Annotated in this window: 30 protein-coding genes; 15 read left to right on the top strand and 15 right to left on the bottom strand. The window is 67.1% G+C overall.

Annotated features, from left to right (window positions below; all coding sequences use genetic code 11):
* Window positions 1-42: 42 nt before the first annotated feature.
* Both B3Z70_RS04740 and B3Z70_RS04745 read left to right on the top strand, forming a co-directional pair.
* On the top strand, window positions 43-219 hold the full coding sequence (locus B3Z70_RS04740; protein ID WP_082064521.1) for a DUF3606 domain-containing protein: 177 nt from the start codon (window positions 43-45) through the stop codon (window positions 217-219).
* A 242-nt stretch (window positions 220-461) separates the two neighbouring features.
* A complete protein-coding gene (locus B3Z70_RS04745) occupies window positions 462-860 on the top strand; it encodes a DUF6766 family protein (RefSeq protein WP_197458458.1) in 399 nt (132 codons plus the stop codon).
* Window positions 861-1,403: 543 nt separating this feature from the next.
* Here the strand turns inward: B3Z70_RS04745 and dmeF are convergent.
* The 3 genes from dmeF to B3Z70_RS04760 all read right to left on the bottom strand — a co-directional run bounded on the left by dmeF (window position 1,404) and on the right by B3Z70_RS04760 (window position 3,642).
* Entirely contained in the window at window positions 1,404-2,411 is a 1,008-nt protein-coding gene (gene dmeF / locus B3Z70_RS04750) for a CDF family Co(II)/Ni(II) efflux transporter DmeF (RefSeq protein WP_174086259.1), read from the bottom strand.
* 7 nt (window positions 2,412-2,418) lie between these two features.
* Window positions 2,419-2,688, bottom strand: coding sequence for a metal/formaldehyde-sensitive transcriptional repressor (locus B3Z70_RS04755; protein WP_174086260.1), 270 nt, complete (start codon window positions 2,686-2,688; stop codon window positions 2,419-2,421).
* A gap of 189 nt (window positions 2,689-2,877) precedes the next feature.
* Window positions 2,878-3,642, bottom strand: a complete 765-nt coding sequence (locus B3Z70_RS04760; protein WP_174086261.1) for a MauE/DoxX family redox-associated membrane protein — start codon at window positions 3,640-3,642, stop codon at window positions 2,878-2,880.
* A 68-nt stretch (window positions 3,643-3,710) separates the two neighbouring features.
* Between B3Z70_RS04760 and B3Z70_RS04765 the strand changes: the two genes are divergently transcribed.
* Complete coding sequence (locus tag B3Z70_RS04765) at window positions 3,711-4,124, top strand: MerR family transcriptional regulator (RefSeq protein WP_174086262.1); 414 nt, start codon at window positions 3,711-3,713, stop codon at window positions 4,122-4,124.
* Window positions 4,125-4,719: 595 nt separating this feature from the next.
* A complete protein-coding gene (locus tag B3Z70_RS04770; protein ID WP_292044814.1) occupies window positions 4,720-5,865 on the top strand; it encodes a type II restriction endonuclease in 1,146 nt (381 codons plus the stop codon).
* 30 nt (window positions 5,866-5,895) lie between these two features.
* Here B3Z70_RS04770 and B3Z70_RS04775 read toward each other — a convergent pair whose 3' ends face one another.
* From B3Z70_RS04775 to B3Z70_RS04790, 4 genes are all read right to left on the bottom strand, one after another.
* Window positions 5,896-6,624 carry a PepSY domain-containing protein gene (locus tag B3Z70_RS04775; RefSeq protein ID WP_292044815.1) on the bottom strand — a complete coding sequence of 243 codons (729 nt, stop codon included), beginning with the start codon at window positions 6,622-6,624 and terminating at the stop codon, window positions 5,896-5,898.
* Window positions 6,625-6,637: 13 nt separating this feature from the next.
* On the bottom strand, window positions 6,638-7,111 hold the full coding sequence (locus B3Z70_RS04780; protein WP_082382653.1) for a DUF411 domain-containing protein: 474 nt from the start codon (window positions 7,109-7,111) through the stop codon (window positions 6,638-6,640).
* Window positions 7,112-7,161: 50 nt separating this feature from the next.
* Window positions 7,162-7,629, bottom strand: a complete 468-nt coding sequence (locus B3Z70_RS04785; protein ID WP_054765336.1) for a YybH family protein — start codon at window positions 7,627-7,629, stop codon at window positions 7,162-7,164.
* 89 nt (window positions 7,630-7,718) lie between these two features.
* Complete coding sequence (locus B3Z70_RS04790) at window positions 7,719-8,369, bottom strand: DUF2231 domain-containing protein (RefSeq protein WP_054765335.1); 651 nt, start codon at window positions 8,367-8,369, stop codon at window positions 7,719-7,721.
* A gap of 117 nt (window positions 8,370-8,486) precedes the next feature.
* On the opposite strand from B3Z70_RS04790, the gene B3Z70_RS04795 reads away from it, so the two are divergent.
* The 5 genes from B3Z70_RS04795 to B3Z70_RS04815 all read left to right on the top strand — a co-directional run bounded on the left by B3Z70_RS04795 (window position 8,487) and on the right by B3Z70_RS04815 (window position 10,672).
* The gene (locus B3Z70_RS04795) at window positions 8,487-8,768 is read left to right on the top strand and encodes a hypothetical protein (protein ID WP_066551049.1); all 282 of its coding nucleotides are present in this window, start codon (window positions 8,487-8,489) and stop codon (window positions 8,766-8,768) included.
* Complete coding sequence (locus tag B3Z70_RS04800) at window positions 8,768-9,205, top strand: Spy/CpxP family protein refolding chaperone (RefSeq protein WP_054765334.1); 438 nt, start codon at window positions 8,768-8,770, stop codon at window positions 9,203-9,205. The genes B3Z70_RS04795 and B3Z70_RS04800 overlap by 1 nt, the downstream gene beginning before the upstream one ends.
* Window positions 9,206-9,213: 8 nt before the next feature.
* On the top strand, window positions 9,214-9,792 hold the full coding sequence (locus tag B3Z70_RS04805; protein WP_054765333.1) for an RNA polymerase sigma factor: 579 nt from the start codon (window positions 9,214-9,216) through the stop codon (window positions 9,790-9,792).
* 108 nt (window positions 9,793-9,900) lie between these two features.
* The gene (locus B3Z70_RS04810) at window positions 9,901-10,236 is read left to right on the top strand and encodes a hypothetical protein (protein ID WP_054765332.1); all 336 of its coding nucleotides are present in this window, start codon (window positions 9,901-9,903) and stop codon (window positions 10,234-10,236) included.
* Window positions 10,237-10,261: 25 nt separating this feature from the next.
* Window positions 10,262-10,672: a copper resistance CopC family protein gene (locus B3Z70_RS04815; protein ID WP_054765331.1), complete on the top strand. Its 411-nt coding sequence runs from the start codon at window positions 10,262-10,264 to the stop codon at window positions 10,670-10,672.
* Between the two features lie 160 nt (window positions 10,673-10,832).
* On the opposite strand, the gene B3Z70_RS04820 is transcribed toward B3Z70_RS04815, so the two are convergent.
* The 6 genes from B3Z70_RS04820 to B3Z70_RS04845 all read right to left on the bottom strand — a co-directional run bounded on the left by B3Z70_RS04820 (window position 10,833) and on the right by B3Z70_RS04845 (window position 18,956).
* Window positions 10,833-11,570 carry an HAD family hydrolase gene (locus tag B3Z70_RS04820; protein ID WP_174086266.1) on the bottom strand — a complete coding sequence of 246 codons (738 nt, stop codon included), beginning with the start codon at window positions 11,568-11,570 and terminating at the stop codon, window positions 10,833-10,835.
* 139 nt (window positions 11,571-11,709) lie between these two features.
* On the bottom strand, window positions 11,710-12,900 hold the full coding sequence (locus B3Z70_RS04825) for a copper resistance protein B (protein WP_292044830.1): 1,191 nt from the start codon (window positions 12,898-12,900) through the stop codon (window positions 11,710-11,712).
* 206 nt (window positions 12,901-13,106) lie between these two features.
* On the bottom strand, window positions 13,107-14,969 hold the full coding sequence (locus tag B3Z70_RS04830) for a copper resistance system multicopper oxidase (protein ID WP_066551035.1): 1,863 nt from the start codon (window positions 14,967-14,969) through the stop codon (window positions 13,107-13,109).
* Between the two features lie 137 nt (window positions 14,970-15,106).
* Window positions 15,107-15,598, bottom strand: coding sequence for a DUF305 domain-containing protein (locus B3Z70_RS04835; protein WP_224761373.1), 492 nt, complete (start codon window positions 15,596-15,598; stop codon window positions 15,107-15,109).
* 49 nt (window positions 15,599-15,647) lie between these two features.
* Window positions 15,648-16,328: a DUF305 domain-containing protein gene (locus B3Z70_RS04840; protein WP_292019438.1), complete on the bottom strand. Its 681-nt coding sequence runs from the start codon at window positions 16,326-16,328 to the stop codon at window positions 15,648-15,650.
* A gap of 273 nt (window positions 16,329-16,601) precedes the next feature.
* Entirely contained in the window at window positions 16,602-18,956 is a 2,355-nt protein-coding gene (locus tag B3Z70_RS04845; RefSeq protein WP_174086269.1) for a heavy metal translocating P-type ATPase, read from the bottom strand.
* A gap of 100 nt (window positions 18,957-19,056) precedes the next feature.
* Here B3Z70_RS04845 and B3Z70_RS04850 point away from each other — a divergent pair, with 100 nt between their 5' ends.
* The 4 genes from B3Z70_RS04850 to B3Z70_RS04865 all read left to right on the top strand — a co-directional run bounded on the left by B3Z70_RS04850 (window position 19,057) and on the right by B3Z70_RS04865 (window position 22,341).
* Window positions 19,057-19,332 (top strand): metal-sensitive transcriptional regulator, encoded by a 276-nt coding sequence (locus tag B3Z70_RS04850; RefSeq protein WP_066551027.1) that lies wholly within the window; start codon window positions 19,057-19,059, stop codon window positions 19,330-19,332.
* A 283-nt stretch (window positions 19,333-19,615) separates the two neighbouring features.
* Window positions 19,616-20,758, top strand: coding sequence for an acyltransferase family protein (locus B3Z70_RS04855; RefSeq protein WP_174086270.1), 1,143 nt, complete (start codon window positions 19,616-19,618; stop codon window positions 20,756-20,758).
* 54 nt (window positions 20,759-20,812) lie between these two features.
* Window positions 20,813-21,070, top strand: a complete 258-nt coding sequence (locus B3Z70_RS04860; RefSeq protein WP_292019436.1) for a hypothetical protein — start codon at window positions 20,813-20,815, stop codon at window positions 21,068-21,070.
* On the top strand, window positions 21,046-22,341 hold the full coding sequence (locus B3Z70_RS04865) for an acyltransferase family protein (protein WP_292019434.1): 1,296 nt from the start codon (window positions 21,046-21,048) through the stop codon (window positions 22,339-22,341). Before B3Z70_RS04860 ends, B3Z70_RS04865 begins: the two co-directional genes overlap by 25 nt.
* A gap of 29 nt (window positions 22,342-22,370) precedes the next feature.
* Here the strand turns inward: B3Z70_RS04865 and copD are convergent, their stop codons facing one another.
* The gene (copD, locus tag B3Z70_RS04870) at window positions 22,371-23,291 is read right to left on the bottom strand and encodes a copper homeostasis membrane protein CopD (protein ID WP_174086273.1); all 921 of its coding nucleotides are present in this window, start codon (window positions 23,289-23,291) and stop codon (window positions 22,371-22,373) included.
* Between the two features lie 4 nt (window positions 23,292-23,295).
* On the bottom strand, window positions 23,296-23,658 hold the full coding sequence (gene copC, locus B3Z70_RS04875) for a copper homeostasis periplasmic binding protein CopC (protein WP_174086274.1): 363 nt from the start codon (window positions 23,656-23,658) through the stop codon (window positions 23,296-23,298).
* Window positions 23,659-23,982: 324 nt separating this feature from the next.
* Between copC and B3Z70_RS04880 the strand changes: the two genes are divergently transcribed.
* Complete coding sequence (locus tag B3Z70_RS04880) at window positions 23,983-25,038, top strand: type III polyketide synthase (RefSeq protein WP_292044833.1); 1,056 nt, start codon at window positions 23,983-23,985, stop codon at window positions 25,036-25,038.
* The gene (locus tag B3Z70_RS04885) at window positions 25,035-25,547 is read left to right on the top strand and encodes an isoprenylcysteine carboxyl methyltransferase family protein (RefSeq protein ID WP_292019429.1); all 513 of its coding nucleotides are present in this window, start codon (window positions 25,035-25,037) and stop codon (window positions 25,545-25,547) included. Before B3Z70_RS04880 ends, B3Z70_RS04885 begins: the two co-directional genes overlap by 4 nt.
* The last annotated feature ends 41 nt before the right edge of the window (window positions 25,548-25,588 follow it).

Consider the following 25,588-nt stretch of genomic DNA (forward strand, 5'->3'; position numbering starts at 1 on the left):
GGAACGGCTCTCCCGCTGTTTCGGGTTCATCATGAGGCGCCCATGACAGACGACAAAACCCAGACCGGCAACCCGGATCGCCAGCGGATCAGCCTGAGCGAAAACTATGAGGCTCGGGATTGGGCCGAGAAGTTCGGGGTCACCGAAGATCAGCTTCGACGGGCCGTCGAGAAGGTGGGAAACTTGGCGAGTGACGTCGAAAGAGAGCTTCGAGCCTGATGAAATCGGATCAAGAAGCCGAAGCCGCGTTGCCGCCGGGCGTCGCAAAAGGTCGGCGTCTTGACACGACGCCGACGGAACAGCAGCTGGCGGCGGGCGGCGTTGGGCCAGGCGGCCAGCCGGGTCCGGACCCCGCGACGCGAAGGCTGCAGGAGGGCCGAACGGACGCCCGTGATTCTGAAGGGCAGACCGAGCCGAACGAACCCTCGGGTTTACCGACGCAGGATTAATGGAGCCAGGTCATGCTGAAGAAGTATGCCTACGCCTGGATTACACTGGCCTTCTTCACGGTCTCGATCGCCCTTCATTGGGGCTTCGGCTGGCTCGCCTATGTGGATGACCAGACCTCTCATGGGCAAGCTGTCCGTCTCTCGCCCTATCTGGTCGAAATGGGTCGCGACACCTTCGAGAACTGGCAGTCAGAGTTTCTGCAACTTCTCTGGCAGGTTGTCGGCTTGGCTTATTTTCTCTATGTCGGGTCACCATCTTCCAAAGAGAACGATGATCGAATGGAGGCTAAGCTCGATGCGTTGATCGAGTTGGTCGGAAAAGAGAAGGGTGCAGAGCTGATTGCTGACCTCGACAAGACCCACTTGCGTCACAGCGGCCATGCTACGATCCACAAGCCGCAATCTTACTGACGGCCCTCTGCTGACCAGAGCCCTACAAGCAGACCTTTTAAACGTCGGCTATGAGTCAGGAGCGGACCTCCGGGAGACCGTAGCCAACACCATCCCGCCCCCGTAGATCTACCACCGTAAGGCTACGGATCGCACCGACCGAACCCGTCCGCTAAAGTTCCTCCGTCATCAACGAAATCCCCTCACCAGAGGCCGCCCCTGCATGCCCGTCGTCCCTCACTCCCACTCGATTGCTCGCGCTTGCCTAAGCATCTGTTTGGAATAAGCAATTCGGATCACGCCACACACGGCACCGACTGGCAACCCGACTAATCGCAAGGCCGATGAAAACATTAGACAAATAACCCAATGTAAAAAACGCGTGATCGCGCCATCTTTCGAGATGTATTGACAACCGAAAATCTCGATCAGCAATCGAATCTATCGCGTGCATCTGCCAGCCCTCAGTAGCATGGCGGACCACCCTAGCGAAGTCTGGCCCCTCTAACCCAGCAGGACGCTAGAGTTTTGGCTGTTCGCCTCAAACGGGCTTCGATTGACCACCTACCGTGTCTCGACGGTGAGGTGCTGGATTTCGTGGACGGGCTTCAAGCGCGCTCGGATGGTTGCCGCGGGAACGCTCCCCACAGTCGAGACGATGGCCGCGTGCGCTTCCGGCCCGATCCGCCAAACGTGCAGATCGACGATACGGGCGTCGCCGGGGCCTTCCACCAGCTCCCGAACCTCCTCCGCGACGTGATCGTCGGTCGTGTCGAGCAGGATGGCTCCGGTGTCTCGCATAAGCTCCCAGGACCAGCGTCCGATCACGATCGCCCCGACGATGCCCATCATCGGATCAAGCCAGGTCCAGCCTAGGAAGCGACCGGCCAGCAGAGCAGCAATGGCGAGCACGGACGTCAGGGCGTCGGCCAGGACGTGGACATAGGCTGAGCGCAGATTGTTGTCCTGACTGCGAATCGCCCCGAGAGCGGTCTCGTGGTCATGGTGCGCGTGCTCATGATCGTGATCGTGGTGGTCATGGGCATGATGATGCCCGTGCCCATGACCGTGCCCATGACCGTGCCCGTGCCCGTGTCCATGTCCATGTCCATGTCCACCTGACAGCAGAAGGGCGCTGACCACATTTACGGCCAGGCCGACCACGGCGATGATCGTCGCCGCGGTGAAGGCGACCGAGGACGGTTCGAACAGCCGGCGGATGGACTCGACGCCGATGCCGAGCGCGACCAGACCCAGCACCAGGGCGGACGCGAAGCCGGCCAGGTCTCCGACCTTGCCGGTCCCGAAAGTGAAACGACGGTTGCTGGCGTGACGCTTGGCGTAGGCATAGGCCGCAGCCGCGACGCCGAGCGCGCCGGCATGGGTGGCCATGTGGAAGCCGTCGGCCAGAAGCGCCATCGAACCGGTCCAATAGCCGGCGGCGATTTCACCCAGCATCGTCACGGCGGTGAGGACGACGACCCACATCGTCCGGCGGGCGTTGTCGTCGTGCCCGGCGCCCAAGAAGACATGGTCGTGGGCGAAGGCGTCGAGGTCGCTTGGGGTCGTCATGGTCGTCCTACTTGGAATAGCGGCGGATGGCTTCGATCACATCGTCCGCCGCCTGCTTGCGCTCGGCGTCGGACAGGCCCGGCCTGGCGACGTGTTCCCGCAGGTGTTCCTCGATGACCTCGTCGAGGAGGCCGTTGATGGCTCCGCGCGTCGCCGCGATCAGGTGGAGCAGCGAGGCGCAGTCGTCGCCTTCGCTCAAGGCCCGCTCGATCGCGCCGACCTGACCGGAGATCCGCTTGACCCTTTTGGTCAAAGCCTCGGAGTTCGCTATGTGCATAGGATAGCCCCCTACCCTATCCTAGCGCGCCTTGCCAAGTCGCCGCTTCGATCTCGCGCCACCCTACCTGCGCCGGGCTGTCGTCGAGCCCCGACAGGATCGCGCTGACCGGGCCCCGGTTTGCCGGGACCCGGCGGGCTAGATGATTCGACTTTCCGCCGGCGGCGCAGCCAGCGCCCCGGCGAGCGCTTACATCCCCATTGCCGACGCGGCTCGGCCGTACCCCATGACGAGCATCCAAACCGCCATAGCGATCATCATCAGGTTCTCGGTCAGGGACAGGAAGCCGAGCGGCACATTGCTGTCACCCCCGACGCAAGCGCATTTCAACTCGCGCTTGTCGATATAGACGGCCTTGATCACCGAGGCCGCGCCGATGCCTCCGATGAACAGGGCGACCGGCGCGGACAGCCAGGTCAGGACGCCAGCGACCATCAAGGCGCCCGCTCCGAACTCGGCGAATGGATAGACCTTGCCGTAAGGCACCCACCGCTTGGCCAGAAGATCGTAGTTCAGGAACATGGACGAGAAGCTCTCGATGTTCTGAAGCTTCAGCATCGCCAGCGCCATCATGGACAGCGCGATGAACCACTCGCCCGAGCGGACGGTCAGGGGCGTGCCATAGACCGTCAGGCTCAGCATCGCGGCCATGACGGCGGTGGTCAGGAAAACGACCAGAACCGGCGTGTAGGTCGTCGCCTCGGGGTCGCGCACCTTCAGTCCCAGAAAGCGGCGCAGATCGTCGTGGCCGCCGATGCGCTGCCCGTCGATGAAGACCTGGGGCGTGGTCTTCACCCCATGTTCCGCCTTGAAGGCGTCGGTCTGCTCGCGCGTGGTCAGCCAATGGTCTTCGACCTTGTAGCCCCGGCTCCTGAGCAGATGGCGGGCCTTCAGCCCCCAGGGACAGGTGTGGTCAGGCATGACCATACGATAGATGACAGCGGTCTTGGCCATGCCAGTCTCCTTGATCTTCAAATCCGAGCCGCACGTCTTAAGTTCCGTACCATGATACGGAGTCAAGCATGAGTGTTCGAACGATCGCCGGACTGGCGCGAGACGGCGGCGTCGGGGTAGAGACGGTTCGCTTCTACCAACGTCGCGGTCTGCTTCCGACGCCCGACCGCTGGTCGCGCGACGGCGCGGGGTCAGGCGTTCGCCGCTACGGCGAAGAGGATGTACGCCGGCTGAGGTTCATCCGCTCCGCACAGACGGCCGGCTTCACCCTCGACCAGATCAAAGAGCTGTTGTCGCTCGACGCCGGTGAGGATCGCACACGCGCCCGTATGCTGGCGGCCGAGAGGCTGGAGGCCTTGGATCGAACCATCGCCGATCTCGAGGCGGCAAGAGCGGCGTTGCGCCGACTGGCGAGCGCCTGCGCGGCGAGCGACAGCGGACCGTGTCCGATCATTTCCACGCTTCAGGGCGAGCAAGCCTGAACTGGAAGTCCGACGTTTTTAGAACTCAAACTTCGTCCCCACGGCCCTACCCGGCTCGTTCGGCCGCCGACGACGCCGCTCGACGATCACGTCCGGATGTACATGGCTCCGCCTCACTCCCGCTGTCCTCCGGACACATCAAGATTCCTCGTTATCTAGATCGTAGTGAGCTTGGGCCAGCGTATACTAGTGTTGGGTGCGCCTAGAAGCCGATGAGGCCGGCCACGGTGAGGCGGACAGAAGGACGCGGACTTAAAGCACATGGTGCCCGAGATGGGCGCCTCCAGGCTTTCAAGTCGAGACGCGACCGCACCGGACGGCGCGCCGATCAGTTCGGTCGCGATCGTCAAGAATGGCCGGCATAGCTGCTCCTCAGGAGCACAACTGACCGCAGAAGAGTCGCGCCGGTGGCGCTTCAGCGCATATCCGCTTACGCTGGGATGGAAAGATCCAGGAACTGAGGGATGGCGTGCCGGACAGACATCGAGACCTCATCGCGCAATGGCGTGAAGACCCCTCGGCGACCTACCAAACCTGGTTCCTGTGGGATGAACGGCTGAAGAATTTCCGGTCGATCCGCCGGGGCATCGGCCAGGTGGTCGAGGAGATCGAGACGGGCCGCTTCGGTGTCGCCTATCGCGGCTCGTCCCTGGAGACCATCGTCCATTCCGTCGCCGAGCAGCGACAGATCTTCAAGGGCGCCGACCACGCCTTTCTGTGGAAGCCCAAGTTGAGGATCCCCGACATCTACGAGAACCCGGCGAACCAGCGCGCCTTCGGCCGCCTGCTGCATCATTGCAGCGGCTGTTCCACAGCCGACGAGATTCTCTCCGGCATCCGCACGATCGATCAACTCAAGATCAAGGGCCTCGGGCCGGCCGTCGCCAACCTGATCTATTTCCTGCACCCCACGCATGCGCCCCCGTTCAACACCGCCATCGTCAACGGTTACAACGCGATCACCGGCTCGAAGGTGAAGCTCGGCAGCTGGGAACATTATCTGGCCATGCGGGAAGGCCTCCTGGCGCTGAACGCCCGATATCGTGACCTTCTGTCGAACGATCTGGGCGCCCTCGCGGGATTCCTGTTCGATGTCGGCTCCGGGCGGTATCCGGCGCCGCCCCCCGACGGTGACGCGCTTTCGCGCCAGGGGTGGGAGGAACGGCTCGCCCAGGCCCGCGCGGAAGCGGTGAAGTTCGAGAAGGCGACGGCGCAGCAGCGCGAGACGGATCGCACGCACACGGAGATCCAGGCTTGGCTTCGTGATCTGGGACGCGCGCTCGGCTATCGGGTCTGGATCGCCGCCAACGACCGGAGCCGGCTCCATGACGGCGCGCGTCTGGGCGAGGGCTGTCTTGATCAACTTCCGACGGCGCTGGCGAACGGCGCGGGCGCCGAGTCGATCCGTCTGATCGACGTCCTCTGGCTCGACGCCGCGGCGGATCGCGTGGCGGCGGCCTTCGAAGTCGAGCACTCCACCACCATCTATTCCGGCGTGGTGCGCATGCTGGATCTGGCGCTCTCGCGTGAACTCCACACGTCCGCCGGTCTCTTTCTGGTGGCGCCGGACAGCCGGGAAGGCGATGTCCGGGCCCAGCTCCAGCGGCCGGCTTTCAGCCGGATCTCGGACCTGGACGTCCGATATCTGCCCTATGGGGAGTTGGACCGGCACCGGGGATCGATCGCGCGCTTCGGCTCCGACCTGCGAGGCCTGACCGAAATCTCTCACCGCCTGACCTGACCACCCGCCCGCGCCCGGCCGCAACCCGCATCAACTCGAACCGCTCGTCCGCCGAGACGCCCGGAAAGCCTTCAGATCACGCGCTAGGCGGATCCATAGCAGGATGATCCCGGTGATCACGATGCTCAGGGTGAGGAAGGTCGTGATGATGATCAGCGGATGGTTGAAGTTCTCGCCGGTCTTCCAGTCCATGATGTGGAGCCGCCAGAAGAAGTCATAGAACCGCCAGACGCCCGAGCGGCGCGTCACGACCTCTCCGGTGGCCGGCGACAGATAGAAGGTCGTCCGTTCGCGGTCGGCGAAATCGACCCTCCAGAGCGGTCCTGTCCGGCCGGTTTCCTGAGGCGCCGTGGCCAGCAGCACGGCGTCGGACACCTTCGCCTCGCCCTTGTAGCCCGTCCGGGCGAACGCCGAGGCCTCGCCAGCGGACATCGGCCCGAACGGAAGGCCCGTGACGGCGGACACGACGACGGGCTCTCCGTCCGCCGGTTTCAAAGTCCAGGCGGGTCCGCGCGGCGTCGTGCGCAGCTCCGCCTCGACAGGGGCCACGCCCGCGCGACGGGCCACGACGGCGAGGGTCGGAAGAGCTCCAACCTCAAGCAGAGCCGGCTTGAGTTTGGCCGCGCGATGTTCGCTACGCACCGTCTCGATCGGAATGACGGTCATGACCAGACCGCCGCCGACCCAGAACAGAACCTGCAGCCCCACCACGAGGGCGACCCATTTGTGAAGCTGGGTCGACAGCCTGAGAACCTTCATGGAACGAACCCGACTAGCCGTGACGCGCGAAGACGCGTGTGCCGCCGCCCTCGAGGATCAGCAGGGTCTCATAGGGCTCGCGCTGGCCGTCCGGCGTCTCCATGCCCGGCGACCCCAGGGGCATCGCCGGAACCGCCAGGCCCACGGCCTTGGGACGCTCGGCCAGAAGCCGTCTCACGTCCTCGGCCGGCACATGGCCCTCCAGAACATAGCCCCCGATCAGGGCGGTGTGACAGGACGCGAGGGCTTCGGGCACGCCTTGGGTGCTGCGGATCGAGCGGAGACTGGGAAGCTCGCTGATCCGCGCCTCGAAGCCCGCGGCGCGCATGTGATCCACCCAGGCCGTGCAACAGGCGCAGGTCGGCGTCTTGTAGACGGCGAGCTCGTTCGACGCGCGACCGACCGGGGCGCAGGCCGCGACCGCCAGGGCGCCCGTTCCCATGGCGATGAGACTGCGGCGTGAGAGTGGAATGGACTGGGACCCCATGAGACCTCAAGAAAACGATGTGCAAACGGCGCTGACCGTCGCGGTCGCGCTCAGGCCGCCGGACGGAAAGGCCGCGCCGAGGAATGATAGATGTCGAACCTCCACTCGTCACCTCGCTTGCGCAGGACGCTGGTCGCGGCGCCGCGGCGTTCTATGGGAGCTCGCGCGCCGTCCTTGAAGGTGATGTGGTAGGTGTAGGTCTCGCTTACGAAGGCCGTATCGCCATCGACCTCGATCTTCATGTCGTGGTCGCGGAAGTCGAACCCAGCGAGATCGGCGAACTCAGGACCCAGATGGTGCTCCAGATAGTAGGCGAACGATCCCTCCACGCCGCCGTTCTCGAAGATTTCGGAGTCGGACCAGAACAGGGCCGGCGTCTGCGACACATCCATCCGCTCGATGGCGGTCTTGTAGGCGGTGACCACGGCGCGGACCTGTTGTTCGTCCGCGGTCTGGGCCTGCGAGGCGGTGGCGAGGAGAGCGGCGACCGCCAGTCCGGCGAAGGTTGAACGAAACATCGTGGGCGAGGCTCCTGTTTGCCGGCCGCGAAAGGTGTGTCGGACGGGCGTGGGTGAAAAAACGAGAAGGTTGAACGACGGCGCGGCCTTCAGAACATCAGATGTCTCACGCCGTGGGTCAGCATGCCGCCCAAGAGGCCGTTGATCACGACGGCGACGGCGGTGAGCGTCAACAGGCCGATGTAGACTCTCTCGCGCCCGGGCCCCGGCCGGCGGACCCAGTGCTCCTTCGCCCACCAGCTGAGGAGGCCCAGCGCGGCGATCGAAGTGCCGAGCCATCTGTGAGAGGCGTGGGTCGCGTCGTCCCGTCCCGGCATCCCCATGGCGAACCAGCCCAATGCCACTGCGCCGACCGCGGAGATGGCCGCCAAGGCGATGATGACGCGCGTGCCCTGGGTCAGGACCGGACGCCGGAGGGTCAGGGCGGCGATCTCGAGGAGGGCGGCGACGAGGAACAGGGCGATCGGAAAATGCACCGCGGCCGGGTGCATGGCGCCGAGCCAGCGGTACAGGCGCTGCGGCATGGGTTTCGGACCCTCGTCCGCCATCATGGCCCCGTGGTCCATGTCGGCCGCCATGCCGGGCATGGCCGTCATGTCCGATTGCGGCCCCTCGGCGGTCGATGCGGCGCTCTGGCCGCGAACCGCCGGGGCGTCATGATCCTCGTGCGCGATCGCGGGCGCGCTCACCGACAAGGCGAGCGCGAGTCCCAATGCCGGGAAAAATCCGCGTGATGTCATAAACCCTCTCCACTCCAGTCCCTTCTGCTATCTACGCAGCGCGAGGTCCGCCCCCTCGCCCGAGGGATGTCACGGTCTTGGCCGTAGTAGGATGTAGGGGCGCAAGGAGAGTGTTCGATGTCGCTTAAACTGGATGACATTCTGGCCGAGTCCGCGATGACGCCCATCGGCCGGTCGCTCGACGGGCTCGAACCGCTGGTCTGGAGCCGGGTCGAGACGCTTCGCGGCGAAAGACTGGCCACGCAGGTCCGTCTCGGCGCGGTCGCCGTGGCCCTCGCCACCGGTCTGACGGCGGGCGGCGTCGGCGCGGCCGCCGCGCCGAGCCCGCCGGGAGAGATGGCCATCTTCACGGTCGATGCGGGCCTGTCGCCTCTGGTGAGACTGGAAACCGGGCGGTGATGCGCGGCTGGCGCGCGATCGTCCTGACGGCCGTGCTGGCGGCCGTCGCCAGCGGCGCGGGCACCTGGATCAGCGCCAGCTGGGTGCTGAGCCGGCGCGAGCCGCCGTCCTTGCACGACATCGTGCACCACGATCTCAAGCTGTCGCCTGACCAGTTGACGCGCATCGAGGCGGTCGAGGCCCGGTTCGCAGCGCGTCGGCCCGCGCTCGAAGCCGATGTCCGCGCGGCCAACCTCGAGCTGGCGCGCGCGATCGAACAGAGCGACGGCGACGGTCCCCCGGTTCAGGCCGCGGTCGACCATTTCCACGTCGCCATGGGCGCCCTTCAGAAGGAGACGATAGCCCACGTCTTCGAGATGCGGTCGGTGCTGACCCCTGCCCAGGCCGAGGTCTTCGACGACCGCATCGTGGCGGCTCTCGCGCCCGACGAAGGCTAGCGTTCCGGGTGGAGAGTCCAGCGAACCTGTCAGCGCGCGCCGCCGGCGGCGATCGGGCGGCCTTCGGCGCGCTGATGCAGCAGACCAAGACGGCCCTGTTCCGCTTCGTCCGGCGCTATGTCGGCGACGAACAGGATGCGTGGGATCTGTTGCAGGAGACCTATGCGGCGGCGTGGATCAACATCCGCCGCTATGACCCGACCCGGCCCTTCGAAGCCTGGATCCGGACCATAGCGCTCAACAAATGCCGGGACTGGAGCCGCCGCCGGTTCGTCCGACGCCTGATCCGGGGCGACGTCGATCTGGCATCGCCGGAAGCCTTGGCCGTGGCGAACGGCGACGAGCCGGCGGATGAACGGATGGAGGCCGGCGACCGACTCGCCCGTCTGAACGAGGCGATCAGCCTTTTGCCGCCGCATCTCAAGGCCCCGCTGCTGCTCACCGCGATCGAGGGGCGCAGCCAGGCGGAAGCGGCCGAAATTCTCGGCGTGACCGTCAAGACGGTGGAGACGCGCGTGGCGCGCGCCCGTCGCAAGCTGTTCGATGTCCTGGGCGGCGCGGGCGACGTCCCGCCGGCTCCGAAATGACGCGGATGAAGGCCGGACGGCGAGGGCTGCGGCGCTCGCCCGCGTAAACCAGTATGAAGGCGTCGATGGAAATACCTGACCGTCGCCCTCTTATCAGGAGCTTGCCACATGAGATTGCCGATCCTCGCCGCGGCCGCGGCGGTCACCCTGGGCGCCTGCCAGCCCGCCGCCGAGCCTCAACCGGTGGACGCCGAGCCGACGCCGGACGCTTCAGCGATGGCTCCGATGGAAGCCGTGCCGGCCGCAACCCCCGAGTCGACGCCGCCGCAGGCCGCCACGCCCGCCCCTGCCGCATCAACCCCGGCCGCGCCTCCCAAGGCATCGGCGCCCCGCCCGGCCCCCCGGCCCGCGCCCGCGCCAGAGCCGACACCGCCGCCTGCCGATCCGATGGCCGGCCATGACATGTCGAAGATGGACGGCATGACCATGCCGCCCAAACAGTAGTTCGCTTGAAGTCCAGGAGTTTTCGATGAACCGTTCAATACTCGCCCCTCTCGCCGCCCTCGCGGCCCTGGCTCCTCTGTCGGCCGCCCAGGCCCAGAGCCAGTCGCATGCCGGCATGTCGGCGCAGGACCACGCCGCCATGCAGGCGCCGGCCAATGGCGTGGCGACCACTCCGGCGGACAACGCCATGCTGTCCTCCGCCCCGACCACCTTCTCGGCGACTTTCCCGCACGCCATGGTCCTGACGTCCCTTCGTCTGACCGGCGGACCGTCGAACCAGGCGGTCGATGTGGCCGTGTCAGCGGAGACCGCCCCCGCGGTCACGGTCAGCGCGCCGCTTCCGGCCCTCGCGCCCGGCTCCTACGCCGCCGCCTGGACCGCGAAGGGCGCCGACGGCCATCAGATGAACGGCGTTGTCCGTTTCATGGTTCACTGAGGAGGCGGCCTCCCGCCTCCTGAGGGGCCGAAACCGAGGTGGGGAACGCCGCGCGGCTCGCCGCGCGGCGCTTTTCTTGCGCGATCGGATCGTCGATCTGGCGCACCTCGATCGCGGGCGGCTTAAAAGCGACGCGGCGGTATCCCGCACGCCGAACCCTTCATTCACGCTGAGTGTGAAGCGCAGGCAGACAACGCGCCAGGCCCGTCAAGGTCCCGACCACCACGTCGGCGTCCCCGTGACGGGGTTCGGCCTCAAGGGCCCGTTCCGGATCATACAGCACGGTCCGACAGCCCAGAGCCTTGGCCGGACGGATGTCCCATTCGAGGCTGTCGCCGATCACGCAGACCTCGGGGGCCTCGACGGCCAGGGCGGCGAACGCACGCCTGAACGCGTCGGGAAAGGGCTTTCCCACGCCGACTTCGCCCTCGATCTGAATGTGATCGAAATACGGTTCGAGACCGAACCGTTCGATCTTGGCGCGCTGCAACGGTCCGGCGCCGTTGGTGAGAAGCGCGAGGCGATAGCCCGCGTCGCGCAAGTCGAGCAGCAGGGCCTCAGCCCCCGCCTCGAGCCGCATCTCTTCGTCCCGCCGCCGGCTGAAGGCGTCGGCGAGGCTCGAGACCGTTTCGGAAGCCGGTGCGGGATGGCCTTCCCGAAGCAGGGTCTCGAAGGCCACTGTCGCGATGAGGCGCCGCGCGTGTTGTGGGTCGGCGCGACCCAACTCATGACACCGCGGGTCGCGCCAGAACGCCTGCCCGGCCCGCGTCAGCGCCTGCGCCGCGACATCCGGGGCGAGGCCGCCCAACTCGGCTTGCATCGTCAAGCAGACGCTCCGCCAGGCCAGATCCGGCCGGCGGTAGGCCGAGAGTAGGGTGTCGTCGAGGTCGATGACCACGGCCGAGAGGGGCCGCGGCCTCACCGAGACCTCCCCGTCCTTTCCAGCCGCCCAGACCGGGGACGCCGCGCCTCGGCGACGATCCGCGACCGCCTATCGGGGCCAAGGATCAGACGAGGCCCGCCGCCGCCGACCTTCGCTAGAACCACGTCCGGATGCCGACGACGAGGCGCGTGTCTTCCGAGCTTCGCCCATCGGCTTCGAGGAAGTCCGCCGTATTCCCGAAGCTCTTGGTCCATTCCAGGCCGACATAGGGGGCGAATTCCTTGTGGAATTCGTACCGCAGCCGAGCCCCGATCTGGAGCGACGTCAGGCCGGATCCAATCCGGAGCTCGGGGATATCCTCGGCCGACAGCACGACTTCAGCGCGAGGCTGCACGATCCAGCGGTTGGTGATCCGCTGATCGTATTCGGCCTCCGCCCTCGCCGTGAGTTCACCCTTGTTGGAGAGGAAGGCCGCCGCATCGACCTCGAACCAGTAGGGCGCGAGGCCCTGAACGCCCACGACCAGATCGGTTCGATCGCCCTCCGGACGGTAGGTCTGTCGCAGACCCGTCTGGAAGTCGAAGAAGGGCCGGAACGCCCGGCTGTAAAGGGCCTGGATCTCGGCTTCCTCGACCTCGCCGTCGAAGTCGCCCTCGACTTCCGACTTCCACCAGAAGCGGTTGATGTCGCCGCCGGTCCAGCCCTGCGCGTCCAGCGCGTAGCCTTCTTCGCCGTCTCCGAAACTCGCTTCGAGCTGGTCAATGATCACCGCGGTGGTCCGCACGTCGCCATTCTCGACGCGAAGCTGTTCGCGGGCCGCCGCCATCTCCGCGGGATCGAACAGGGTATCGGCGGCGTGAGCGGGGCCGCTGGTCGCCCCGGGCGGAAGGGGCATTTCCGGAGGGCGTCCCGGGTTGTCCGCGCTGGTCGGCACGTCGGGCGGCATCGCCATGGCCGACATGTCATGACCCGGGGGCATCTGCCCCATGGTCGACATGTCATGGCCCGCCGGCATGGCCGGCGCGGGCGCGGTCTGGCTCATCATCGCCATGTCGTGCCCGGCGTGGGGATCCGGCTGACCGGCGGCGGCCGGCTGCTGGCCGCTCTGCATGGTCGACATGTCATGTCCCGCCGGCATGGCCGGCGCGGGCGCGGCCTGCCGCATCGTCGACATGTCGTGCCCGGCGTGCGGGTCCGCCTGGCCGGCGGCGGCCGGCTGCTGGCCGCTCTGCATGGTCGACATGTCATGTCCCGCCGGCATGGCCGGCGCCGGCGCGGTCTGGCCCATCGTCGACATGTCGTGCCCGGCGTGCGGATCCGCCGACGCCGGCGCGCGCTCGGGCACGGCGCCGGTCGGGCAGACCGGCGCCCCGGACGTTCCGACGCGGGACGGATCCGCCGTCGGCGCGCCGCGCCGGACGCAACCGGCGGGCAGCTGGACGGCGGGCTGGACGGCGTTAGCCGCCGCGCCGTGCCCGGCGTGGCTCTGCGCGAACACCGGGGCGGCCGAGGCCGCGAGGAGCAGAGGGACGAGACCCACGGACCGACGGATCATGACGAGGCTCCTGTCATCGGGCGGACGGTGACGACGTTGAACATGCCCGCGTGCATGTGCATCAGCATGTGACAGTGGAAGGCCCAGTCCCCGGGATTGTCGGCGGTCAGGTCAAAGGTGACCTTGCCGCCGGGGAGAACGTTGACCGTATGCTTCAGCGGTTGGTGGCCCGCCGGTCCGCCGGTCACCAGTTCGAAGAAGTGGCCGTGCAGGTGGATGGGGTGGGCCATCATGGTGTCGTTGACCAGGGTCACCCTCACCCGCTCGTTCCGCTCAAAGCGGATCGGCTCGACCAGTTCGCTGAACTTTCTTCCGTCGAAGCCCCACATGAACCGCTCCATGTTGCCGGTCAGGTGGATCTCCATGGTCCGCGATGGGGGACGCTGGTCCTTGTTGGGCGTCAGCGAGACCAGGTCGGTGTAGACCAGCACGCGGTGGGGTACGTCGGCCAGTCCCGTCGGGCGCTCGCCCATGCGGTTGGCCGGCGCCATGGCGATGGCGTCCACGCCGACCCCCACCGCCATGTCCGGCGGCGCGTTGGCGGGATCGCGCATGCTCATGCCGGCCATGGAGCCGTGGTCCATCCCGGTCATCGCACCCGTGGACTGGGTCGCCATGGCGCCGTGATCCATCCCGGCCATGGCGCCGCCGGAGGCGCCGGTCATGGCGCCATGATCCATCCCCGCCATGGCGCCGCCCGGCTGGCCTCCCATCGAGCCGTGGTCCATGCCGCCCATCCCGCCCATGTCCCCCATGCCCATGTCCTTCATGGTCAGGTTTGGAACCTCGCGGAGCGGCGGAACCTCGGCGGTCATCCCCAGGCGCGGAGCAAGGGTCGCCCGCCCCATGCCGGAACGGTCGATGGCCTCGGATACGATGGTGTAGGCACGATCTTCCGTCGGCCGGACGATGACGTCGTAGGTCTCCGCCACCGAAATCTGGAACTCATCGGTCTCGACCGGGCGCACGTTCTCGCCGTCGGCCTGGACCACGGTCATCGACAGGCCGGGGATGCGGACGTTGAAGATCGACATGGCCGAGGCGTTGATGATGCGCAGTCGCACCCGTTCGCCGGGTCGGAACAGGCCGGTCCAGTTCTCCTGCGGGCCGTGTCCATTGATCAGATAGGTGTAGGTCGTCCCATTCACGTCGAGGATGTCGCGCGGGTCCATCCGCATCTGGCCCCACATGCGCCGTTCCTCCAGGCTCATGCGGTCCTCGCCGGAGAAGAGGCCCGCCAGGGTCGTGCGCTGCCGGTTGAAGTAGCCGGGGCTCTTCTTCAGCTTGTCGAGGATTTCGTGCGGATGCATGAAACTCCAGTCCGACAGGACCAGCACATGCTCGCGGTCGTAGGCGACCGGATCGGCGCCGGCCGGATCGATGACGATCGGCCCGTAGTGGCCGAGCGCCTCCTGCAGGCCGGAGTGGCTGTGATACCAGAAGGTGCCGGACTGCCTGATCGGAAACTCGTAGACGAAGGTCTCGCGCGGCTTGATGCCTGGGAAGCTGATCCCGGGCACCCCGTCCATCTGGAAGGGTAGAAGAATCCCATGCCAGTGGATCGAGGTGTCTTCGTCCAGGGTGTTCGTCACCGCCAGACGGACGTTCTGGCCTTCGCGCAGCCGCAACACCGGCGCCGGCAGCACGCCGTTGATGGTCGTGGCCGTCGCGGTGCGCCCGTTCACGGTGAAGGGCGTCTGACCGATGGTCAGATCGATATTCGGCCCAGTCAGGGTAGGCAGGTCCGACCGCAGCCCCGGCGAGCCCGTCTGCGCCCAGGCGGGCATCAGGCCCTGCAAGGCGGCGAGACCGCCGCCCGCGACGGCGCCGCGCAGCAGCAGTCGACGATCCAGCTTCATAAGATACTCCTCAAAGTCAGAACCGCGCCTCGGCGAGGCGACGATCTATAGGGTTTTACGCAGGCGACCCGGTCGGCCCTCGCGACACGCTGCCGCAGAGCCGACCGGGCCGGAAACTCCCGTCGCCTGGCGCTGGATCAGCGCCTCGCCAGGATGGCTTTCATCTGGGCGATCTCCCTCTCCTGGGAGCTGACGATCTCCTCGCACAGACCCAGCACTTCCGGATCCGTCAGCGAGGCCTGCTGACACATCAGGATGGCGCCGGAATGGTGCGGGATCATCGATTTCAAGAACTCGGTGTCGCCCACCGCCGCCTGGGTCCGCATGCCGTAGAAGCTCACCGCGAACACCAGGGCGGCGGCTCCGCCGATCAGAAGGTTGGTCCGTTTCGACGGATACATCGATCGCATGAAGATCAGCATGAGGATGGCCATCGGCGACACCATCATCAGCGTCATGTAGACGTTGTTGAGGTTGAAATAGAAGTGATTGAGGGACGCGATCATCGTGTACATCACCAGGTACATGATGATGAAATCCACGATGAGCTCGACGCCGAAGGAACGGTAGCTCCCCTTCATCGAGTCCATCGTCTTCATCTTTGAGTCCATCGTCTTCATCTTTTCCATGGATCGGTCCTTTCGCGACAACGCTCTTCAATCACATTCCGATCGCCAATCAGGCGGCGCCGGCCGGATGGGAGTCCAGCCAGGCGCGCAACTCGGCGATGTCGGCGGTCTGCATCTCGATCGTTTTCTGCGCCATGCGCCGGATGTCGGCGTCCTGACTTTCGCGCAACACCACCTGGGCCATGTCGAGGGCGCCCCGGTGATGCGCGATCATCTTGCGAGCCCAGGTCTGGTCCGTGTCGGCCCCGGTCGCGGCCATCATGGCGTCCTTCATCTCGGCCTCGGCCGTCGCGTATGGATTTTCCGCGCTTCCGCCTGGAGCCGCCGCGCCGGCGGCGGCGCCCACGTTCGTTTCAAGCCAGCGCCGCAGCTCGGCGATGTCGCCGGGCTGCATCTCGATGGTCTTCTGGGCCATGCGACGGATATCCGCGTCCTGTGTGTCCCTCAGCACGATCTCGGACATGTCCAGCGCGCCCTGGTGGTGAGGGATCATCTTGCGGGCCCATGTCTCGCCCGCATCCGCGCCCATGGCGGACATCATGGCCTCGTGCATCTTGGCCTCGGCGGCGGAGAACGGAGTCTGCGCCATGGCCATCGGCTCCTGCGTCTGAGCCGAGGCTTCGGCCTCCGTGTTCGGCGGCGGTTCCGCCGCCGGGCTGCAGGCCGCCAGAACGAGAGCGGAACAGCCGGCGACCAAGAGAGACGTGCGGGTGAAAGCCGGGGTGAGCATAGGGAGTCTCCGCTTGAGGGGGTCGCCGGCGGATCGCCGGACGGCCAGACGATCGATGCGTCCGACAACGTTGCGGCGGGTGCGAGTTTGGTCCCTTGCCCCGACTGCCCACGCCGGACATCGTCCAGCGTAATCCGGCCCCGGAGCCACGGTTCCGCCGTGATTAAATATTCCCGAACGCCGTTGGATCAGGCGAGGGATCGGTCGCCGGAATGCGTATTGGCGCCCGCCGCGGCTCTCGTCTGCGACGGCCTTCTGGCCATGGGACGTCCATCAGAGTCGGACGGCCCGGAGCCGCAGCGCGTTGGCGATCACACTGACGGAGGACAGGGCCATCGCCAACGCCGCCAGGGCCGGCGATAATAGGAGGCCGGAGACCGGGTAGAGCAGTCCCGCCGCGATCGGAATGCCGAGGGTGTTGTAACCGAAGGCGAAGACCAGGTTCTGGCGGATGTTGCTCATCACCGCACGGGACAGTTTGCGCGCCCGGACGAGGCCCTGGAGATCGCCGCCGAGAAGGGTGACCCCGGCGCTCTCGATCGCGACGTCCGAGCCGGCGCCCATGGCCACCCCCACGTCGGCGGCGGCCAGGGCCGGGGCGTCGTTCACACCGTCTCCGGCCATGGCGACGATCCGACCCTCCGCTCTCAGCCGCTCGACGACCGCCGCCTTGTCCTGGGGCAGAACCTCGGCCTGAACGTCGTCTATGCCGAGCCGGCGCGCCACCGCCTCCGCCGTTGTACGGTTGTCGCCGGTCATCATCACCAGACGCAGCCCCGACGCCTTCAGATCGCGGATGGCCTCGGCGGTCGTCGCCTTGACCGGATCGGCGATGCCCAGCACGCCGGCCGCAGCCCCGTCCACGGCGACGAAGATGGCGGTCGCGCCGTCTTGGCGAAGCGTATCGGCCCCGGCTTCCAGAGGCCCGACGTCGACGCCGATCTCGGCCAGATAGCGGCTGTTGCCGAGCGCCACGCGGCGGCCGTCGACGACCCCGGTGACGCCGCGCCCGACGGGGCTGTCGAAGTCCGACGCCTCGGACAGAACCAGATTTTGGTCGCTCGCCGCCCGAACGACGGCGTCCGCCAGCGGATGCTCGCTGCTCCGCTCAAGACTGGCGGAAAGTCTCAGAAGCTCGGCCTCGTCGAACCCGTCGGCTGGCCGGACGGCCGTCACCGAGGGGCGCCCCTCCGTCAGGGTGCCGGTTTTGTCGAGCACCAGGGTGTCCACCTTCTCGAAGCGCTCCAGCGCCTCGGCGTTCTTGATGAGCACCCCGGCGTGAGCGCCGCGCCCCACCCCGACCATGATGGAGATCGGCGTGGCCAAGCCCAGGGCGCACGGACAGGCGATGATCAGCACGGAGACCGCGGCGACGAGGGCGTAGGACAGCCGCGGTTCGGGGCCGGCCAGGCCCCAGACGATCGCGGCGAGAACGGCGATCCCGATCACGGCCGGAACGAACCAGCCCGACACCTTGTCGGCCAGCCGCTGGATCGGCGCGCGGCTGCGTTGGGCCTGCGCCACCATCTGGACGATCTGCGCCAGGAGGGTGTCGGCGCCCACCTTGTCGGCTCGCATGACGAACGAGCCGGTCTTGTTGAGCGACCCGGCGACGACCTTGTCGCCGACGTCCTTGGTCACCGGCATGGATTCACCCGTGACGAGGGACTCGTCGAGGGTGACCCGGCCGTCCAAGATCTCTCCGTCGACCGCCACCTTCTCGCCGGGACGGACGCGCAGCCGATCTCCCACAGCGACCAGATCGAGGGTGACGTCCTCATCGCCGCCGTCGTTGCGGACGCGCCGCGCGGTCTTCGGGGCGAGGTCCAGCAGGGCCCTGATGGCCCCCGACGTCTGTTCGCGCGCCCGAAGCTCCAGGATCTGGCCGACCAGCACCAGGACGGTGATGATGGCCGCCGCCTCGAAATAGACCGGCGCGCTGCCGTCCATCCGCCGGACCGCCGCCGGGAACAGATGCGGCGCCAGAACCGCGACCACGCTGTAGATCCAGGCCGCACCGACGCCGATGGCGATCAGGGTGAACATGTTGAGGCTGCGATTGCGGATGGACGCCCAGCCCCTCTGGAAGAACGGCCAGCCGGACCACAGCACGACCGGCGTCGCCAGGGCGAACTGGATCCAGTTGGAGGTCTGGCCCGGAATCCGCATCGCCAGCCCGGTCAGATGGCCGCCCATTTCAAGCGCGAAGACCGGCAGCGTCAGAACCGCGCCGATCCACAGGCGACGGGTGAAGTCGATCAGTTCGTGATTGACCGGAGCCTCGGCGGTGACGGTCTCCGGCTCCAGCGCCATGCCGCAGATCGGACAGGAGCCCGGTCCCTCCTGGCGCACCTCGGGATGCATCGGACAGGTGTAGATCGCACCGGGCGTGACGGGAGCCGGTTCGGGCCGCTCGCCGAGATAGCGATCCGGATCGTCCACGAATTTGGTCCGGCAGCCCGCCGAACAGAAGACATACTCCTCCCCCGCGTGGGCGGCCCCATGCGCCGTGGTCGCCGGATCGACGGTCATGCCGCAGACCGGATCGATCGCCTGGGCGCCGGCTTGAGGCGTCTTGTTCGAACAACAGCCGTGACCGGCGGGATGGGAATGGGATGACGTAGCCATGACGGCTCCTCAGACAACCTCACTAACAAATATACTCCACAGGGGTATCGCGCAAGGTGTGACGGTGAGGTAGGATCGAACGGTCGGAACGAGGAACAGGATGCAGACCGAGATCAAGCCGAAGGTGTTGAACCGCCTGAGCCGCATAGAGGGACAGGTGCGTGGTCTTTCCAGAATGGTCGAGGAGGACCGCTACTGCATCGACGTCCTGACCCAGCTCCAGGCCGTTCGGGCGGCGCTGTCGCGTGTCGAGGGCCAGGTCTTGAAGGACCACATGGATCACTGCGTCATGGGCGCGATCGCGGGTGACGATCTCGCCGACCGCAAGGCCAAGGCGTCCGAACTGATCGAACTTCTCGGCCGCGCTTCCCGCTAGCCGGGGACGGACTCCCGGCGTTTGGTCGCCAGGCCCGGCGGTCGGCCTGGACATCCTCTCGTCTGGCTGAGGGACATGACATGTCTTGGGGGCGGCCTCACCCAGAGCCGCAGCGGTCCAGGCTGGCAAACCGGCCGAGGGCATGCCGAGCCCCGAGCCAGACTTGGACGTCCCGTATGACCGGCCGGCCCCGTCTGGCGTCGCGCATGAGGGATGTTCCCGCCCGATGCGTATCTCAATATGGCGGCGGTGCTGATCCGCCGCCCTTGGGGGGCCATCGCGAATGACATCCGTACCGCCGACCCGAGACGGCTATCCCGCCGATCTCAGGGCCCTGACCAGTCTGCGCGCCTTCCTCGCCTTGGGGGTGGTGCTGTTCCATTATCAGCTCCAATGGGATCCGGCCCTGGGCTTCAGCCCGATCATCGAGCGAAGCCGGCTGGCGGTGGACGCCTTCTTCATGCTGTCGGGCTTCATTCTGGCGCACGTCTACGGTCCGGCCTTCGCGAGCCGCGGTTTCAGTTACCGGCGTTTCATCGTCGCCCGGCTCGCGCGGCTTTATCCCCTGCACGTCGCGGTTCTGACGGGCGCCTTGATCATGGTGCTGGGCGCGACCGCCGCCGGCGTCCGCTTCGACGCCGAGGGCTACGGGCCGCTGGCCTTCTTCCAGACGCTGTTTCTCATCCAGGCCTGGTTTCCGACCGATGCGGAGTTGAACTGGAGCGGCCCGAGCTGGTCCCTGTCGGCGGAATGGTTCGCCTATCTGCTGTTCCCCGCCTACGCCTGGCTGGCCCTCCGTCTGCGAGCGCGGCCGTGGGTGCTGCTGGGGATCGGGGCCGCGGCGTTCGTCGCCCTCGACGCCTTCTACGTCCAGGCGTTCGGCAAGGTCCTTCCGCGAGCTGAGGACTCCCTCGGCATTCTCCGGATCGTCCCCGAATTCCTGGTCGGCATGGCGCTCTACGGGCTGGGCCATCGCTGGCGCTGGAGCCCGCCCGTGGCCGCCGCGGCCGCCCTGTCCACGACCGTCCTGCTGCTGGGCGCGATGCAGCTGTCTCTGGACGACCGCATCATCGTCGCCCTCGCCGCCCCCATGATCCTGACCTGGTCCCAACTCGCGCGCGCGGACTGCGAGGGTCCCCTCGCCTCCCCAGGCCTGGTCTTCGCCGGCGAAGCGTCCTTCGCCCTCTACCTGGTGCACATGCCGGTGATCGTGGCCTGGAAAGGCGTCGTGTCCGAGCTGCGCGGGGTGGACAGCGCCTTCCGGATCACGCCGATCGAACTGATGGGGCTGTTCGTCGCCACGGCCTTGATGGCGGCCGCGCTGCATCTGCTCGTCGAGAAGCCCGGCAGAAACTGGATCCGACGTCGTTTCGACGGGCGTCGCGCCGCGCGCGATCCTGCCGCCCTCACCCAGCCGGAGCCCTAGGCCCCGGCGACCGCTGAGCCGACCCGTTTCTTCGATCCGGCCAACAGCCGGGTGGTGGCGACCTCGAACGCCGACGCCCTGCCGACCGGCGTTCGGGTCTATAACGCCTTCTACCCCCTGCACGCCAGTTCGGTTGGCGGCTGGCTCTATGGCGCGGTGACGGCGCTCAGCGGCGTCGCAATGGCGGGCCTGGGAGGCGTCGGCGCCTGGGCCTACCTCGGAAAACCCGACGCCGCTCGCCTCGGTCCTGACCGACCCGCTGAGGACGGGCGCAAGAACATGCGGGCTTGCCCGATCCCTGCCCTCCCTTAACCGCCGTTCCACGCCTAATGTACGCAGACGGGGCTCGCGGGAGCCTCGCTTGGACGGCCATGACTGCACCGGCGTGCAAGGCCTCGTTCACCGTGTCGGGCAAGCCTTCCTTGGCACCTGTGAGGGATGATGGCCGGATGACGGAAGATCCAGCATCCCATGAGCCCCCATGCCCGCCGCCGATCGCGCGCGGCGGCTGGCTCGATGGCCTGCGTTTCGTCGTGGGGGCGATGATCGTCCTTTATCACTTCCGCGAGGCCGCTCCGACCCCCCTGCCGCTCTTTCATCCGATCTTCAACCGCGGCTATCTGCTGACCGACTTCTTCATCATCGATTCCGGCTATGTTCTCGCCCGCGTCTACGGCGAGCGATTGGCGAACGGGAAAATTCCGCTGTCGATCTTCTACCGGCAGCGTTTCTTCAGGGTGGTTCCGGCCCACATGGCCGTCAGCCTCGCCCTAGCGGCTCTGGTGCTGACGGCGGCGATCCTGGGCCAGACACCCAGCCACCCGGAATGGTTCGACTGGTCCCGCTTCCCGGCGCAGCTCTTTCTGGTCCAGGCCTATGGCGTGCCGGGCGGAGAGGGATGGAACGCGCCGACCTGGACGCTCTCGGCGCTCCTGGGATGTTACGTCAGCCTGCCCTTCCTCGCTCGCGCGGCGCGCGGCCTTTCCCCTTGGCTGGTCCTCGCTATCGGGATCGGCGGGCTGCTCGCCGCGAACCTGGCCGCCCACGCCGCTTTCGGTTTGCCGGTCTACGAGATGCCGTTGCGCCTCGGCTTTCTGCGGGCTTTTCCACTGTTCGCCCTCGGCGTCGCCGTGGCGCTGTTCGCCCGACAGGTCTACTGCGCGCCCCGTCTGGCCGCCGGTCTGGGCGGATTCGCCCTGATCGCTCTGGCGGGTCTGCAGGCGCTCGGACCCCACAGTGTGGCCACCCTCGGTCTCCTGACCGTCATCATCTTCGCCACCGGGGCCTTGCCGGTCCGGCGCCCGTCCAAGCTGGTCGAGCATCTCGCCTTGATGGCGTTCGCGATCTTCCTGACCAACGAAGTGACCCGGATTCTGTGGTTCGGCGTGCTGGACGCCGTCGATTGGGGGCGCTGGAGCCCATCATTGCAATGGACCGCCTGGGCGCTCGGCCTGGCCGCGGCATTCGCGGGCGCCGCCGTCTTCCGCTACACCTTCGATCGACCGACCCAGGCCTGGTTCAATCGTCCGAAGTCGAATTCGCGTTCGACGTCCATCGCGCCGCAGACCGCGCCCGCGCTGTAACCCGTTCCCCCGCCGATCGCCCGTCGCATTCACATCATGGCGGCGGGAGGCGCCTGGGTTCCCATGATCGCCACGACCAGAAGCAGCAGGGTCGCCAGCACGGTCTCCAGGGCCAGGCTGCGCCGCAGGCGGCGCAAGGCGAGCGGACGGGCCTGCTCGTCCTCGAGCGCCGATCCGAGATGCGGGGTCAGGACGAACCGGTTCGAGGCCGCGAGGGCCAGCATGCCGGCGAAAAGGGCGAGCTTCAGGACCAGGAGGACGCCGTAGGAGGTCGTCAACAGGCTCGCGAGGCGGCTGAGCCCGATCAGATAACCGCTGTTCACCAGACCCGTGATCGTCAGCAGGACCACGGCGAGCGTTCCCAGGCCGGCGAATCCCTCGAGCGCGGCGTGGGTCACCGGCGCGCCCGCCGCGTGCCCGTGGCGGGCGCGCAGCATGAGCAAGAGCGCGAACAGGCTGCCGAGCCAGAGTCCGGCGGCGAGCGCGTGAACGACGTCGGCGATCAGATGCGGCCACCGGCCCGCCCCTTCCGTCGCCGCCCCGTGACCGGTCCAGGCCAGGCTGGCGCTCACCACGGCGCCGACGACGGTCAGCGCGATCCAGCCGCCGCGTCCCGGTTTAAGACTGAGCAGCAGGACCGCGGCCAACACGGCCATCGCCGCCCGAACCAGAAAGCCGGCGCCCAGGCCGGTGCCAAAGGCCACGTAGGACAGCGAGTCCGGCTTTAGCGCCTCGATGAGCGATCCCGCCATCACAGCAGTCTGGACGACGAGGTTGACGAGAGCGGCCGCGGCGGTCGCCACGGCGGCGACCAGAAGCGCCGTTCGCGGCCACCTTTCGGCGGCCGCGTCCGACATCGGCATCCTGAACGCGAAGAACAGGGGGACGCCAAACAGCAGGACGGCGCCGATGTACTGCCCCAGCCTCAACAGGACGACCGTTGTCTCCATCTGATCAACGGACCGAGAAGTTGGTGGACCCCGTCATCCGGTGGCCGTCCGGAGACGCCACCCGCCAGTTCACTATATAGGCGCCGGCCGACAGCGGCCTCGCCGGCGCGCCCGAAATCGTCTTGCCGTCCTCGGACACCCGCGTCTGCACACGAATGGTCGCGCCCGACGCGTTGACGAGATCGAACCCGGAGAAAGCCGGCGCCACGCGCTCGCTGAAGGTCAGACTGATGGTGCGCGGCGACGCGACCGCAACGCCGGCGGCCGGCGTGGCGCTTACGAGACGCGCGTGCGCATCCGCCTGACCGGCGAGCAGGGAAAGCGCCGCGACGGTCGCGGCGAGTGATGCGATCTTGAAACGGGTCAACTTAAACTCCTCAACAGACGCCCCTGACTCGTCTTACGTCTCCCGCGCCCCGATCCCTCGCGGCATGCTGTTTCAGCGATCGACCGGGCAATATCGGCCGGCCGTTACGGCCTCGTGCCAACCAGGGTCTAACCGAATTGGACGGGGGTATGCGCTAATGAAGAGGATCCTCCCATCCACTCGTCGCCCGCCAAGCCTTGCCCAGGACCACGAGCGAAAGCCGAGCCGCCCCCGACGCCCGGTTCTGGCTCAGAGGAACTTCATCCGGCGGCCGGCGCTAGCTATCGATGATGGCGGGACCGCCAGAAGACCCTCGGAGTTGCTTTGCCGCCGCCCGCCCCCCGCTTGAACGCGCTCGCTCTCGCCTGGCCTCCGCATGTGTTGAAGCAACAGGAGGTGGCGGCGAACGGGGCTGATCTGTTCGCCACCACCCACGGCGGCTTCGAGCGGTTGGCCCCCATCTACGCCAATGCCCTGATCGAAACGCGACACTCCTGCGTCCCGCTTGACTGGTATCTCCACAGACACAGCTTTTCCGAGCGCAATGATTTGTTTCTGAGTAACGCCGTCGAGGTGCTCGCCGACGCCGCGGCCCGGGCGCTCTCGGAGGCCAGGCTGCAACCGAAGGACATCGACGCGATCCTGGTCGTCTGCACCACGGGCGTGGCCACCCCCGCGCTGGACGCTCGGCTCATGCAGGTGATGCCGTTTCGACCGGATGTGCGCCGGCTTCCCATCTTCGGCCTGGGTTGCGCGGGGGGAGTGGTCGGACTGGCGCGCGCCGCCGACCTCGCGCGCGCCTATCCCGAGGAACGGGTCTTGTTGTTGGTGGTCGAGCGTTGCGCCCTCACCTTTCGCGCGCAGGATCGGTCGAAGTCGAACCTGGTGGCCACTGCCCTGTTCGGCGACGGCGCCGCGGCGGCGGTGATCAGCTGCCGGGAGGACATGACCGGGCCGGTTCTCGGAGCCAGCCGTGAGCATACCTGGCCCAACAGTCTGGACGTGATGGGCTGGGACGTCGCCGACGACGGTCTGAAGGTGGTGTTCAGCCGCGACATTCCCACGCTCGTCCAGGAGGATTTCCGGCCGGTGGCGACGCGTTTCCTGGCTGACAACGGGCTTACCTCCGCGGACGTCGGCGGCTTCGTGTGTCATCCCGGCGGAGCCAAGGTCATCGACGCGCTCGAAACCTGTTTCGAGCTGACCGAAGGAAGCCTGAGCCATACGCGCAAAGTTCTGCGTGACCACGGCAATATGAGCGCCGCCACCGTGCTGTTCGTGCTGAAGGCGATGCTGGGCGATGGGGTCGAGGGACCGCTGCTGCTCACGACGCTCGGTCCCGGCTTCACTGCGGGTTTGATGCTAGTGCATCCAGAGTGATTGTCCCGCTGATCCTCGCGCTCGTCGCCGCCCAGCGGCTGTGGGAGCTCTGGTTCGCGCGGCGCAACACCCGCAGGCTCCTCCAGCGAGGCGGCGTCGAGATCGGCGCTGGACACTACCCGCTCTTCGTCGTCCTGCACGCCAGTTGGCTCATCGCGATCGCGATCTTCACACCCTGGTCCACCCTGCCCAATGCCTGGGGCCTGCTCGCCTATATCGTCCTGCAGTTCGGGCGGGCCTGGATCATATGGAGCCTCGGCCCTTACTGGACGACGCGGATTATCACCGTGCCGGGCGCCTCGCTGGTTCGGACGGGGCCCTATCGCTTCATGCGTCACCCCAACTATGTCGTCGCCTCGCTGGAGATCGCGGTGCTGCCGCTGATGCTTGGCCAGGTCTGGATCGCCGTCGCATGGAGCGTGCTGAACGCCATGCTGATCTGGCGTCGCATTCTCGTCGAGAACCGCGCCCTCAACGCGCGCCGCGATCAGACGAAGATCAAGGGCTGACGCCGCCTCCCGCGTAGGGGTATGAAGGGCCCGGGTCAGAG

The organism is Brevundimonas sp. UBA6550 (assembly GCF_002434505.1).
Classification (GTDB): domain Bacteria; phylum Pseudomonadota; class Alphaproteobacteria; order Caulobacterales; family Caulobacteraceae; genus Brevundimonas.

Excerpts from the sequence above, each read along its gene's own strand:
- B3Z70_RS04830 (WP_066551035.1), bottom strand. The coding sequence starts at position 14,969 with ATGAAGCTGGATCGTCGACTGCTGCTGCGCGGCGCCGTCGCGGGCGGC.
- B3Z70_RS04810 (WP_054765332.1), top strand. The coding sequence starts at position 9,901 with ATGAGATTGCCGATCCTCGCCGCGGCCGCGGCGGTCACCCTGGGCGCC.
- B3Z70_RS04755 (WP_174086260.1), bottom strand. The coding sequence starts at position 2,688 with ATGCACATAGCGAACTCCGAGGCTTTGACCAAAAGGGTCAAGCGGATC.
- copD (WP_174086273.1), bottom strand. The coding sequence starts at position 23,291 with ATGGAGACAACGGTCGTCCTGTTGAGGCTGGGGCAGTACATCGGCGCC.
- B3Z70_RS04760 (WP_174086261.1), bottom strand. The coding sequence starts at position 3,642 with ATGGCCAAGACCGCTGTCATCTATCGTATGGTCATGCCTGACCACACC.
- B3Z70_RS04835 (WP_224761373.1), bottom strand. The coding sequence starts at position 15,598 with ATGGAAAAGATGAAGACGATGGACTCAAAGATGAAGACGATGGACTCG.
- B3Z70_RS04745 (WP_197458458.1), top strand. The coding sequence starts at position 462 with ATGCTGAAGAAGTATGCCTACGCCTGGATTACACTGGCCTTCTTCACG.
- B3Z70_RS04840 (WP_292019438.1), bottom strand. The coding sequence starts at position 16,328 with ATGCTCACCCCGGCTTTCACCCGCACGTCTCTCTTGGTCGCCGGCTGT.
- B3Z70_RS04795 (WP_066551049.1), top strand. The coding sequence starts at position 8,487 with ATGTCGCTTAAACTGGATGACATTCTGGCCGAGTCCGCGATGACGCCC.
- B3Z70_RS04740 (WP_082064521.1), top strand. The coding sequence starts at position 43 with ATGACAGACGACAAAACCCAGACCGGCAACCCGGATCGCCAGCGGATC.
- dmeF (WP_174086259.1), bottom strand. The coding sequence starts at position 2,411 with ATGACGACCCCAAGCGACCTCGACGCCTTCGCCCACGACCATGTCTTC.
- B3Z70_RS04815 (WP_054765331.1), top strand. The coding sequence starts at position 10,262 with ATGAACCGTTCAATACTCGCCCCTCTCGCCGCCCTCGCGGCCCTGGCT.
- B3Z70_RS04855 (WP_174086270.1), top strand. The coding sequence starts at position 19,616 with ATGACATCCGTACCGCCGACCCGAGACGGCTATCCCGCCGATCTCAGG.
- B3Z70_RS04785 (WP_054765336.1), bottom strand. The coding sequence starts at position 7,629 with ATGTTTCGTTCAACCTTCGCCGGACTGGCGGTCGCCGCTCTCCTCGCC.
- B3Z70_RS04845 (WP_174086269.1), bottom strand. The coding sequence starts at position 18,956 with ATGGCTACGTCATCCCATTCCCATCCCGCCGGTCACGGCTGTTGTTCG.
- B3Z70_RS04850 (WP_066551027.1), top strand. The coding sequence starts at position 19,057 with ATGCAGACCGAGATCAAGCCGAAGGTGTTGAACCGCCTGAGCCGCATA.
- B3Z70_RS04790 (WP_054765335.1), bottom strand. The coding sequence starts at position 8,369 with ATGACATCACGCGGATTTTTCCCGGCATTGGGACTCGCGCTCGCCTTG.
- B3Z70_RS04765 (WP_174086262.1), top strand. The coding sequence starts at position 3,711 with ATGAGTGTTCGAACGATCGCCGGACTGGCGCGAGACGGCGGCGTCGGG.
- B3Z70_RS04775 (WP_292044815.1), bottom strand. The coding sequence starts at position 6,624 with ATGAAGGTTCTCAGGCTGTCGACCCAGCTTCACAAATGGGTCGCCCTC.
- B3Z70_RS04780 (WP_082382653.1), bottom strand. The coding sequence starts at position 7,111 with ATGGGGTCCCAGTCCATTCCACTCTCACGCCGCAGTCTCATCGCCATG.
- B3Z70_RS04800 (WP_054765334.1), top strand. The coding sequence starts at position 8,768 with ATGCGCGGCTGGCGCGCGATCGTCCTGACGGCCGTGCTGGCGGCCGTC.